14 protein-coding genes are annotated in these 12577 nt (G+C 37.4%); all 14 read right to left on the bottom strand.

The window, feature by feature from the left end; genetic code table 11:
- Positions 1 to 12: 12 nt before the first annotated feature.
- Complete coding sequence (locus CKV67_RS03250) at positions 13 to 423, bottom strand: hypothetical protein (RefSeq protein ID WP_014092139.1); 411 nt, start codon at positions 421 to 423, stop codon at positions 13 to 15.
- Between the two features lie 18 nt (positions 424 to 441).
- Complete coding sequence (locus CKV67_RS03245; RefSeq protein WP_014092138.1) at positions 442 to 741, bottom strand: FliM/FliN family flagellar motor switch protein; 300 nt, start codon at positions 739 to 741, stop codon at positions 442 to 444.
- An 11-nt stretch (positions 742 to 752) separates the two neighbouring features.
- Positions 753 to 2603: a chemotaxis protein CheA gene (locus CKV67_RS03240; protein ID WP_014092137.1), complete on the bottom strand. Its 1851-nt coding sequence runs from the start codon at positions 2601 to 2603 to the stop codon at positions 753 to 755.
- A 19-nt stretch (positions 2604 to 2622) separates the two neighbouring features.
- Entirely contained in the window at positions 2623 to 2982 is a 360-nt protein-coding gene (locus CKV67_RS03235; protein ID WP_003746076.1) for a response regulator, read from the bottom strand.
- Between the two features lie 276 nt (positions 2983 to 3258).
- The gene (locus tag CKV67_RS03230) at positions 3259 to 4122 is read right to left on the bottom strand and encodes a FliC/FljB family flagellin (protein WP_014092136.1); all 864 of its coding nucleotides are present in this window, start codon (positions 4120 to 4122) and stop codon (positions 3259 to 3261) included.
- 233 nt (positions 4123 to 4355) lie between these two features.
- Positions 4356 to 5264: a chemotaxis protein gene (locus CKV67_RS03225; RefSeq protein ID WP_014092135.1), complete on the bottom strand. Its 909-nt coding sequence runs from the start codon at positions 5262 to 5264 to the stop codon at positions 4356 to 4358.
- Between the two features lie 12 nt (positions 5265 to 5276).
- Positions 5277 to 7187, bottom strand: a complete 1911-nt coding sequence (gmaR, locus tag CKV67_RS03220; RefSeq protein ID WP_025279791.1) for a transcriptional anti-repressor GmaR — start codon at positions 7185 to 7187, stop codon at positions 5277 to 5279.
- Between the two features lie 22 nt (positions 7188 to 7209).
- Positions 7210 to 7710: a hypothetical protein gene (locus CKV67_RS03215; RefSeq protein WP_014092133.1), complete on the bottom strand. Its 501-nt coding sequence runs from the start codon at positions 7708 to 7710 to the stop codon at positions 7210 to 7212.
- Between the two features lie 10 nt (positions 7711 to 7720).
- Positions 7721 to 8548 carry a flagellar motor protein MotB gene (locus CKV67_RS03210; RefSeq protein WP_014092132.1) on the bottom strand — a complete coding sequence of 276 codons (828 nt, stop codon included), beginning with the start codon at positions 8546 to 8548 and terminating at the stop codon, positions 7721 to 7723.
- A complete protein-coding gene (gene motA / locus CKV67_RS03205) occupies positions 8508 to 9359 on the bottom strand; it encodes a flagellar motor stator protein MotA (protein WP_014092131.1) in 852 nt (283 codons plus the stop codon). The genes CKV67_RS03210 and motA overlap by 41 nt, the downstream gene beginning before the upstream one ends.
- 26 nt (positions 9360 to 9385) lie before the next feature.
- Positions 9386 to 9721, bottom strand: coding sequence for a DUF3964 family protein (locus CKV67_RS03200; RefSeq protein WP_014092130.1), 336 nt, complete (start codon positions 9719 to 9721; stop codon positions 9386 to 9388).
- Positions 9722 to 9745: 24 nt separating this feature from the next.
- Complete coding sequence (locus CKV67_RS03195) at positions 9746 to 10534, bottom strand: CheR family methyltransferase (RefSeq protein ID WP_014092129.1); 789 nt, start codon at positions 10532 to 10534, stop codon at positions 9746 to 9748.
- A 30-nt stretch (positions 10535 to 10564) separates the two neighbouring features.
- The gene (locus CKV67_RS03190) at positions 10565 to 11341 is read right to left on the bottom strand and encodes a flagellar basal-body rod protein FlgG (protein ID WP_014092128.1); all 777 of its coding nucleotides are present in this window, start codon (positions 11339 to 11341) and stop codon (positions 10565 to 10567) included.
- Positions 11338 to 12561 (bottom strand): flagellar biosynthesis GTPase FlhF, encoded by a 1224-nt coding sequence (gene flhF / locus CKV67_RS03185; RefSeq protein ID WP_014092127.1) that lies wholly within the window; start codon positions 12559 to 12561, stop codon positions 11338 to 11340. Before flhF ends, CKV67_RS03190 begins: the two co-directional genes overlap by 4 nt.
- Positions 12562 to 12577: the final 16 nt, after the last annotated feature.

Here is a 12577-nt window from a genome sequence, read left to right as displayed (position 1 = left end):
TTTCCCTCCCTTTTACTTTAGTAGCACCATTTTCAAATCACGTAACGTTTGTTCTTCCTTTTTATTTTCAAGCTGTTGCCATTTTTTTCGTGTGTCATCGTACATTTTCTTCGCCTGTTTCCCTTTTTCTTGAAGTTGTTCTAAAATCTGTTCATTGCTCTGAATGTACTGGCCAATTTGTGTGATTTCTCGCTCCATTTGTGTGATGCGGGTTGGCGAGAACGCATCTAGTTGCATGCTTCCCGCTAACACAGCTACTTGGAGTCTTTCTTTTTTCGTTCTGGAATAGTAAACTTCTTTTTCATGCGCCAACTTTTCAGCGACTTGTTCCCGTTTTGCCAAAAGCAACTGTAACTCTTTTAAAATGGCCGTTTTTTCTTGATCCACTTTCATCTTCACTGCGTTATAAGCCTCTTGTTTCAAATTCCTTGCCTTCTTTCTTTAGTCGATTTCTGAGATTACAATCCCAAAGTTCTCATCCATCAAAATTGCTTCCCCGATGCCAACTTTCTTTTCATCTAAGAAAATCTCCACTTTATGGCCGGGTTTTTTTTCGACTTCGAGGACATCGCCGATACTTAACTCAGAGATATCCCCAACTGGCATTACCTTCTTGCCTAGGCGGACACTTAATTTCACCCCAATATTTTCTACTTGGCGGATAGTTCCTTTTTCACGGCTCGCTTGATTTATTTCTTTCGGTTCCCATTCAGGAAGTTCTACTTGAAAAATTTGTTCCATCATGGCCCTCCTTAAAAAGTTTCTAGATTTAAAATTAACACGACACGCCCATCACCTAGAATAGTTGCCCCTGAAAAAGCAATTTGACTTTCACTGAAAAAGCTACCTAATGTTTTTAAAACGATTTCTCGTTGACCGATGATGTCTTTAATAACTAGACCAAAAATTCTTTTCGCATTTTTCACGACAAGTAAAAGTAATTCTTCGCTGTCTTTCAGTGGCGTTTCATGGAAGCACTCGCCCAAATCAAGTACTTCGATGATTGTTTCACGATAGTTAATTAAATCTTTGCCATGGACATGCTGAATATCCATGCGGTTAATCGTAATCGCTTCTGCAACATTCGCAAGCGGCACGGCATAGCGATATTCTGCTGTTGCCACTAACATTGACTGAATAATCGATAGGGTTAATGGAATTTCGATTCGGAAAGTCGATCCAGCATTTTCACTTGACTCCACACTTATTTTTCCACCAATTTTTATTATCGTATTTCGAACAACATCTAAGCCAACACCACGACCGGAAAGATCTGACACTTGATCAGCGGTACTAAATCCTGAGTCAAACAGCAAATCAAAAATTTCGCTATCCGTCATTTTGGTAGATTCTGCTCTCGTTACTACGTTTTTCGTAATCGCTTTCTCTAAAACTTTTCGCTTGTTAATACCAGCACCATCATCTACAATTTCGATAACAACATTATTACCACTATGAAAGGCTTTCAAATTAATGGTTGCCGTTTCGTTCTTACCATTTTTGCGTCTAACTTCTACTGTTTCTGCACCATGATCGACGGAATTACGAATTAAGTGGACAAGTGGATCACCAATTTCATCAATAACGATTTTATCCACTTCTGTATCGGCACCTTCAATGACCAAATCAATCTTCTTCCCAAGCTCTTTTGCTAATGTACGAACCATTTTTGGAAAACGATTGAACACACTATCTACTGGAACCATTCGCATATTAAGTAAGCCGTTTTGAATCTCTTTGGATATCGAACTAAATCTACCAAGGTGTTCCATTAGCTCTTTGTTATTAGTTTTTTCTGCGATTTCATCAATTCTTGCTCGCTCAATGACGCTCTCTTCAAATACATTCATTAATTTTTCGATTTTTTCAAGTTGTACCCGAATGGTTTTATTTTCTAATCGCTTCGTTGTTTGTTTTGGGGCTTTTTTGATTGGTTTGACAATTTGCGCTTCTTCTACTTCTTCTTTTACTGTTACTTTTTCAACTTCAGAAATATCAAGCAAGGTCACTTCGATTTCTTCTTTCGTTTGCGAAGATTCTAGGACCACTTCAAAGGTCTGGTCGAATTCTTCCAGCTCAATAGCCTCTCTATCTGGGGTTGTTTCTGAAATAATGCCCATTTCTGCAAGCCGCTCTAAGCACATAACTGCTCTAACTGCTTTTAAAATGGCAGCATCTTCAATTTTTATACTAATTTGGTAAGTTGCTTCTGTCGTTTTTTCTTGTTCTGGATGTAAAAGTGCTTCTAAGTCAGCTACTGTTTTCGTAATATCCGCAGCACCTTGTCCGCCCTGCTGAATATCCGAAACCATTGTTTCCAAATGGGAAGTGCATGTAAAAATAATGTCTACCAAATGCTCTGTTACAACTAATCGATTATTACGTACCTCATCTAATACATTTTCCATTGCATGTGTTAAATCAGCTACTTGCTGAAATCCCATCGTTGCTGACATACCTTTAAAAGTATGCGCTGAACGGAAAATTTCACTTACTAATCCGCCATTTGCCGGGTCTTTTTCAAGTTGTAACAGATTATCATTTAGTGCCTGTAAATGTTCTGAAGCTTCCTCTATAAACAAGTCTAACATATTTGTAGTCATGCAACCCACCTCCATTTCTCTATCTTGCTGCTTTTTCTAACGCCTCTAACACTCTATCCGCTTGGAAAGGTTTTACGATAAAGTCTTTTGCTCCTTTTTTAATGGCGTCAACAACCATACCTTGTTGCCCCATTGCCGAACACATGATTACTTTAGCAGATGGATCTTTTGCCATAATTTGCGCTAGTGCTTCTAAACCATCCATTTCCGGCATCGTAATATCAAGTGTCACAATATCTGGTTTTACTTCATCGTACTTTTTCACTGCTTCTAGCCCATTTTCCGCTTCAGCAACTACTTCAAAATCACTGTCCTTCACAATATTCTTAATCATCGTACGCATGAACATCGCATCGTCGACAATCAACAACTTCAACATAAAATACAACTCCCATTCCTATACCTACTAAATATTTTTTAAAAAAATCACATAATATCATTTTATAATAAAAACAGGACGATTTCTACCTTTTTCTTAAAAAAAATCCGTTTTTTATAATAAAATCAATGAAAAAATAATGAAATATCATAAAATCGGCTCTATAAGCTGTTTTCAATCAAAAAATATTTTAATAAATCAAATTTAAAAGCCCCTCGTCCGGGGTGACGAGGGGCAGGGATAAACAATGTTCGATAAATGAATTTGATATGTTTATTAGCTGTTAATTAATTGAGTTAACATTTGCGGTGTTTGGTTTGCTTGAGAAAGCATGCTGATAGATGTTTGTGTAAGAATTTTGTATTTAGTCATTTCGGACATTTCAGCAGCCATATCTGCATCTTCAATAGAGGAAGCAGATGCTTTAGTTGCGATTGATTGGTTGTTCACGTTAGATACATTGTAGCTAAGGCGACTCATACCAGCACCAAGAAGCGCACGACCGTTAGAAATGTTATTGATTAATTCGTCAATTGCTTCTGTTGCTTCTTGAGAAGAATTAGCATCAGCAACAGATAATGCACTATAACCAGCAACTGTAGAACCGCTACCAAGCGTAATTGTTCCAGCAGAAAGACCTTTTGCATTGAAAAGATCAATGTTGATTAAGTCATTAGCTTTATCAGACGCTTGGATGCTTACTTGAGTTGCAGCACCTGTAGCAGTTTGATCTAGCAATTTAATGTTGTTGTAGTTAGTAGTATCAGCAACGTGATCTAGTTCTTTAATCAAGCTACCGAATTCAGCAGTATATTGTTTACGATCTTCATCACTGAATGAACCGTTAGAAGATTGTACTGCTAATTGACGCATACGTTGCAAGATGGAACTCATGGAGCTAAGAGCTGAATCCGCAGTTTGTAACAAGTCAATACCCATCGATGAGTTTTTGCTTGCTGCATCTAAGCCTGTAGATTTAACATTCATACGAGTAACAACTGCAAGACCAGCAGCGTCATCAAGAGAACTGTTAATACGTTTACCAGATGCCAAACGTTCTTGCGCTTGAGTCATGCCTTCGTTGTTTTTACGAAGATATTCTTGTGTTTTCAAGCTAATGATATTTGTATTTACTTTCATTTGTGTTTCCCTCCTAGATTTCGGTTTAGAAAAGACTGCTCTTCTCTATATGCTTTATTATATCTTCATTTTTTTAAAAAATCAAATGTTTTTTGTTAAAAATAGAAAAATAAGTTGTTTTCGTTTGTTTTAAAATGGATAAACGGCTTTATATAAGGTTTATTCGTTTTTTTATTAATTCGTTTTTTAAAAAATAAGTGTTTGGGCAAGGGGAATTGTCCAAACACTTATTTTTATAATACTAGCTCATCTAAAATATTAATCAGTTGATGAATATTTGGTTTACTTACTTGCGCATCTGCACCAACCCCAGCACCTTTATGCTCTAGGTCCTCTGTAATTAGTGACGAGAAAATAACAACTGGTAACTCGCGACCTATTTCATCTTCTTTAATTACTTTTGTTAAATGATGCCCATCCATTTGAGGCATTTCAATATCTGTTATCAGCAAATTGACATTATCAAACGTTTGCTGTTTTTGTTCTTTTAGTAATTTAAAGATATGTTCCTGTGCTTCTTTCCCATTAGCAAAGAATTGTAGATTCGTGTACCCTGCCTCATGAAGTGTGTCTTCTAACAATTGACGAAGCATTTGCGAATCTTCTGCAATAAAAATTGTCTTTTCTTCGCGGTTTACTTTTCTCGTAATCCGATCTTCTCCAGTAACAGCAAAATCGGCATTTCCGCTGATTTCATAAATGATTTTCTCATAATCAAGTAATAGAACTAAATTGCCATCCAGCTTAACAATCCCAACGGCTAATTCTTCTAAACCAATCGAAAGCTTTTCTGGTTCTTCAATTTGTTCCCAAGAAATACGTTGAATCCGGTGTACCTCATCTACGCGGAAGACAATTTTCATTTGGTTTAGTTCAGTAATGATGAATTTCGTATTTTCTGGTTCAATTTCAGGAAGTTTCATCACTCGAGCCAAGTTAACAACGGGCATAATTTCACCGCGAACTTGGGAGACCCCTTCGATTGCTGGGTTAGAATCCGGTACTGGTGTCACTTCAAGTGGATGAATAATTTCCTTTACTTTTAAAACATTAATGCAAAATAAGTTTTCGCCAACAGTAAAAGTAACAATCTCTAATTCATTTGTGCCACTTTGTAGTAAAATTCCTTTTTCTTCTGTCATATTACTGGCCTCCTATCGATTATTGGTAACTTCTTGAAATAACGTAACTTCATCTAAAAGCTTTGCTAAATAGCGATTATTGGGAAATTCATCTATTGCTTCACTAATACGATTGGCACGATTTTCTGTATCTATTTTGATGGCCCACAAGTAAAAACGGAAATCCGTGCTAAAATTATCTATTCCACGTTCTGCAATCGCTAGCGCTTCATCATCCACACCTGCATCTACTAAATGATTAATCAAATTAAGATAACCTTGTTTTGTTACCTCGTCAGCATCCACTATATTGTAAAAATCAAGCGCGATATCTGCAAAGTCGTATTGGAAGAATAAATCAGCAATATGACTATTAATACTGTCATGATATACCGTTCTTAATGCAAGTAAATAATCCGCAAATTCCCCTTTTCCAAGTGCAATGGCTCGTTCTAAAACGAATAAGTAACGTTTTTTGTCGATTTTCGGTCCGTTTTCGAAAATAAAATCGTAAATATCACCTACATCGCTATTTTTCATTACTTTTTCAATTGGTAATTGTGGATTTTCATAATGCCATAAACATAAATCTGCTGCATCAATTAGTTCTTCTTTGATTCCAAATAAAATAGCAGTTTCACTAATCACAGGAAAAACATTGCGAATTGTACGGATTTTCACTTCGGTTGCTTCTGCTACCGGCGGATAAACATCGGTTAAAGACTGAACGATTAGCTCAGATAGTTCTGCGTAACCTTGTTGCGTGGTCATAGAAAGTAAACGCAAGCCTGTTTCCGTACTTGAAATAAAATGATGACGTTCCATAAAAGCAAAAATTTCTTTTGGGCCATGGAATTTGCTCAGAAGCATAATCATTTGGAACATGACACCATAATCCGAGCTGTTTTCCGCATATGCTTTGGAAAAATGAGTCATTGCCCTCGTATAATCTTTTTCTTCTAAATAGATTGTCCCAAGCATTTTGTGTGGCATAAAGTTGGTTGCTTCATATAAAACAATTGGTTGGTAGTCGATTACTTTGTTTTCAAGTAAGGTTTGATAAATTTCTTTGGCATCTTCTAGTTGATGGCTTAAATAAAGAATATTTGCCTTTTTAAGGGGGAATTCCGGTACATTCGGCCAAATAATTCTAGCTTCTTCAATTATCGCCAAGCTTTCCTCATAACGCTTTTCTTGCTCAAGTAGTTCAGCAATATGATAGGCACTTAATTTTGCCCAAATATATTGATTGTTGTCACGCAAACGAAATGCCTCCGAAAATTCTTTCAACGCTTCTTTTTTGTTACCAAGACGGTTCATTTCTTGTCCAAAGTTAAAGTGGACAAAACCGCTATTTTTGTTGTTTTTCATTTCTTTTTCAAGCAGGCGCAAATTACGACTTGATTTTCCTTGTTTTTCAACAATTTCTGACATATAACCATAATGATAAATTTTCACTTCTGCAAGGCCCGCTTCAATGCTATGTTTATCTACTGCTTCTAATTGTTCGTGGATAACCCCACGAAAACAAATCGTTCCATCATTCTTATAGACACGAGCCATCTGGTTAGTTGTCGTCACGCGTCCTTTTTCCCCTGTAAAACTAATGATTTGTGCCATATACATAGATTCCCTTTGCGATTTTAATTGTTTTTCAAGTTTTAAATAGCTTTCCTCTTCCAAACATTCATCCGCATCAATTACTAAAATCCATTTTCCAGTCGCTTTTGTTGCCGCAAAGTTTCTTGCATCTGAAAAGTTCCCCGTCCATTCAAAGTCATAGACAAAATCAGTGAATTCATTAGCGATTTTTTTGGTTTCGTCAGTAGAACCCGTGTCTACAATAATAATTTCTTCAGTAAACTTTCTAAAAGATGCTAAGCTTTGTCTTAAAATATGCGCTTCATTTTTGACAATCATACAAATCGAAATTAACGGCCGCATGAACTTCCCCTCTTTCTATCAATTAATTCACTAATTTTATTTTATCGCTACTTGTACGGTGCAGTAGATGTTTTTTTGTTTTTGGTAAGTCATAAATCATACTTTGAACATTGCTCGCTTTTGCCACATCTACTGGAATGACATCAGTTGGTCTATCCCCATTATAAAAACAACATACCAAGTCCATTTTGCTAATTATTTGCGTTAAAAATTTCTCATATGTAGGCTTGGCGATAATTGTATTAAAATAGCCAAATGACTGATAACTACTCCCTAGTCGCTCCAAGTAGTCAATGGCTGTGAAAAATGGTTCTGGTAGGCACTCTTTTGGTGCAAAAGTATAGAGTGACAGCCTAGGAGCTAAATGTTCCTTTTTAAGAAAAAATTGCAATACCTCATTTTCAATCGATTTATAACAGAGTAAATGAATATGATTCACTGGCGCAAATTTTTCTAAATAGCTTTCTATTTCCTGTTTGTCATAACCGGTCAGCCTGTGGGAACCGCTTAAAAAGAGTTGCAATGAATTCACCTCACTTATCTTCATCCAGTTCATCTCGGTTATTCGGACGCACCATGATTTCGACGCGCCGATTTTTTTCACGATTAGCTGCGATATCATTTTTTGCAACTGGTTTAAATTCCCCGTACCCTCGAGCGCTAAATTCTCCGGGATTTACTTCACTATTTTCTTGAATTATCGCTTCCATAAAATTAACCGCTCGAGCTACACTTAGTTCCCAGTTGGAAGAGTAAGTAGAGGTACTAATCGGCACATTATCCGTATGGCCTGAAACAATCCCCTCCATTGTTCCTTTACCTTGTGCGAATAGCTCGCCAATTTCTTTTGCGATTTCACGTTTGTTTGCAGATAATTCAGCACTACCAGATTGGAATAAGATATCATCACGGATCGTGATTAGAACTCCTTCATCCGAATATTTTGTCGTTATTTTTGCTCCTAAATTTTCTGCTTGGATATAGCTATCGATTTGTTTTTTGAACGCCTCGATGTTTTCTTCATTTTGCTTTTTAAGTAGAGCTGCTGCTGCTTTTTTCGCTTTCTCTTCTTCTTTTTCCTGCTTCTTCTTATCTTGCTCATCCATCGCCTTTAGTACTGCATTAACATTTGGATCATCTGGTCCTTTTTCTTTGGATACATATGCTTGGTTGCCTGCTGCTCCCTCTTCCACAATCTTCTTAAAAGCATTTCCCATTTGTTCAAATTTCTTCGCATCAACAGAGCTAGAGGCAAATAGAACAATAAATAGAGCAAGTAAAAGTGTCAGCAAATCACTATATGGAATTAACCACGTTTCATCAACGTGTTCCTCCTGCGGTTTCTTGCGACGCTTGGCCACGCTCAAATTCCTCCACTTCTCTCGTTTTCTTCCCTTTTCCATTTCGCAGCACATCTTTCTCTTTTGGACTTAAAAAAGATAATAAACGTTCTTCTACAACACGTGGTGCATTTCTTTCTTGAAGTGCGACGACTCCCTCAATCATCATGTACCGTAAATGCACTTCTTTTTGTGATTTTACTTTCAATTTATTGGCAAACGGTGTCCATAGTACGTAACCGGTGAATATCCCGAAAATCGTACAAATAAATGCGGCGGCAATTGCCTCGCTTAATTTATCTGGATTCGACATTTCTCCCATTGCGTGAATTAGTCCCATCGCTGCACCTAGAACTCCAAGTGTTGGTGCATAAGCGCCCGCAGATGCAAAAATTTTGACATAAGCCGCGTGACGCTCTTCCATACTAGAAACTTCTTCTTCAAGCACATCCCGCAAAAATTCTGGGGAAGATTGACCATCAACAACTAAGCGCATCCCACGTTTCATAAATGGATCTTCAATTTCATCGACAGAATCTTCCAGTGCTAGAACGCCATTTCGTCTAATTTCATCGGCATATTCTTTATACTGAATTAAGACGTCTACTTTCTCTGGGCCTCTTTCTTTCGTAAAAAGAATTTTAAATAATTTTGGAACGACTTTTACATCACTCCAGGGGTGCGCCATCAATACAGCGGTAATTGTTCCAAGCACAATAACAAGTAAAGCTTCTGCACTGAACAACATTGCAACTGATATATTTTGCATCATAAACGAACCTGCAATGACAATTACTGCTAAAACAAGCCCAACAATCGTTGTAATTTCCATGTTCTCTCATCTCCCAGCTACTTTTTTCAGCGAACTAATTCTACTTCATTTAACCAAAATGCGACTAATTCATTTTCCATTTCTGGCAAATGAACGAAAAATGCTTTTGCATCCGCTTCACTTGCAAATGCTTGCGACCTGTAAGTATCTTCTTCTATACCTTTTAAAGCTAGAAAATAAAATGACTCCAAACGACCTAAGATGACTTCTTTCTCGCCAATTTGATAGCCCGTTGTTTGTCTAATCTCAAATTCATTTGGTAAAAAAAGTTGCTCCCTTTTTTCAAGTGCTAGAATTTGTTCTGCGAGGTTAGGTTTATCCTCAAAAAATGCTAAATTTTTAATATTTTCCATTCGTCCCATCCAACCAACTCCATTTCTTTTTTGCTAGATTTTTATGTAAAAAAAGTTATTTAATGTTGCAAGTCCATATTCAGCCGGATTCAAAATTTGTTCTGAACCACCGATAAATAATACGCCACCACGTCTAAGCGAGTCGGCAAATTTCTGATACGCTTGATGCTTCCCGTATGTCGTAAAATAAATCAGTACATTTCGACACACGATTAAGTCAAAACCTTTTTCGTAGTAATCGGTTAATAAATCATGCCTTCTGAAACGAATGGACCTGCGATATTTTGGTAAAATTTGATATGTATCACCTTTTTTGATAAATGCTTCTTGTCGTTCTTTTTCGTTTAATTCTTCCATTTGGCGACTTTGATATTCACCAATCACCGCTCGCTTTAAAATCGCTGGTTCCAAATCTGTGGCTAAAATATCATAGTGTCTCGCTCCAGCCACTCGCTCCAACATCATTGCTAGTGAATATGGCTCCTCTCCAGATGAACAAGCCGCACTCCAGACTCGGAGTTTGCCACAACCATTTTCAAGCAAATGAGGGACAACTGTATTTTCTAAAGCATCCCAACGATTCCGATTGCGGAAAAAAGATGAAACATTAATCGTAATCAAACTAATGAACTCATCTAAAAGTAACGCATCTTTTTTCAAATGCTTAAAAAACTCCCCAAAAGTAACATAGTTTTTCTTTACAATGAATGACAAGATCCTCCGCTTCATTTGTGTTTCTTTGTAAAGCGTGAGATCCAAACCCAAATCCCTTTTGACGACACGAGTAAAGTAAAGATAATCCTTTTCCAAATCTGGAATCATTCTTTTTCCTCCCCCTTAGCTAGGCCGTTACTAACGAATTAATCCACTTGCTTCTTTGTCATAAACCTTATCAAACATATTCACGATATTTTTCGAAGCTTGCACCATACGCTGGTTATCCATTAGTTGCACCATCTCAACACCTAAGTCTACATTAGATGTTTCGAGCACACCGTTTTGAATAATCCCTTGTCCAGCAGGTAAATTCATGGTGTTTGTTCCATTTACATGAAGACGACTTTCTCCGTCTTTCACTAAATTATCTACTTGGTCTCTGGACACAAATTTCGTTCCTAAGCGACCGATATACGCATTTGTTTCTGCATTATATAAGTCTCCATTTGCTTCGGCGCGGATAGAAGTTTTTTCACTCACTTGAATGGCTTCTCCTGTTGAGCTTAAAAGGTTAGCTCCATCTGCTGTTCGCAAAAAACCAAATTGATCTGAGTGAAACTGACCACCCCTGGAAAGCGAAATTTCCCCATTTTTTGCAGTGATAAAAAAATTACTACCTTGTACTGGGTTCGCATCTTGCATAAAGAAGTCTCGGTCTCGGTTGGTAATATAGCTTGAACCTGCTGTTAAATTGATATGCGCGGCAGCTGGCCGTACCCCGTAATCAATCGTTCCTACTTGTCTAGCAACCGGACTGTTTTGATAAGTGACTTTGTTCCTTGAAATAACTTCACTTGTTAACTGGTCAAATTTAAAACCTGGTGTTTGTGCATTTGCCACATTATTAGAATGTACTTGAATATGTTGCATGTAATTCATCATCCCCGCTGCACCAATATATAAGCCTTTCACTCCAATACCTGCCTCCTATCTGTTCCAACAAACCGTTCTGCTAACCAACGACTTTTTGGCCTAAAAATATTTTCGGTAATATTTTGCCCGTCTGTCATGTATAATACCGGCAAATTCGTTTCCTGCATGACCGTGTATAAATCACCAATTCTCGTTGTTTCATCCATTTTTGTAATAATAAAGCCATCGATAGAAATTTCGGCTAATTTTGGTAAAATCGACATGACATCCACACTTTTCATACCTGATGAAAAAGTAAAACAAGTTAAATCAGGATGAACCACATTTGTATACGCAGCAATTTCGTTCACTGATTCCTCTACTAAATAGTTTCTTCCAACCGTATCAATTAAAATATGATCCACACCACTTACGTAAGTCATGTAATGTACTGCTTCTTCTAGTTCAGCTGGGCTCGTGGCAACGATTAGTTCCACTTCTAATTTATCGGCATAGCCTTGAAACTGTTCAACCGCACCTGACCGGAAAGTATCTGTCGTAATAAATCCAACTGTTCGATTTTGTTTTAAAAGCTGCCATCCGAGTTTCACGAGTGTCGTTGTCTTCCCAACTCCCGTTTGCCCGATTAAAGAAATAATTCGATGCTTACTTAAATCAAACATGTCTTCTAGTGCCAGTTTTCCTGATAAATACGGTACAAACCAATCCGTAATATCATCCAAATGTGCTGACTCTACTTGTTTGAACTGCTTTCGTCCTGCTTGCATAAAGTCCGCTACATAGGTATCACTTATACCGCGACTCTTTAAAAATTTTACAAAGTCACTATTTTGTTCGCGTTCTTCACGCATTTTCACAGCAAGCTCGCGGTTTAAGGCAGCCAGTTCAAGACGCATCGCTGAAAGTTCTTCTTCCTGGGTCTTTCGTTCTTCTAAAAGCGGCGTCGATGTTGCAAGTTCAGCCCCTGAAGCAAGCATTTCTAGTAACTTTTCCTTCTTGAGTAAGTCATCCGTTTTCGGACGATTTTTAACAACTGATTTTGCGAACGTTTCTTGAAAATCCATTCGCCCATCCGCAATGGCTACTTCACTCATAATGACGGCCGTCACCTCATACTGCTTCTTAAATATGCCTAGTTTTGTGACCCGTTGATCTGTAATCTTGTATGGTTCATTGGTTACTAAGCGAATTTTCTTATGAATTTCTCGCTTAGAATTCGCTTTAAAAATTTCCATCTTTTCAACTAAATGCTTTCCCATTTTTACGGAGTACCTC

Source organism: Listeria ivanovii subsp. ivanovii, assembly GCF_900187025.1.
Classification (GTDB): Bacteria; Bacillota; Bacilli; order Lactobacillales; family Listeriaceae; genus Listeria; species Listeria ivanovii.
This window is presented reverse-complemented; position numbering and strand designations above follow the sequence as displayed.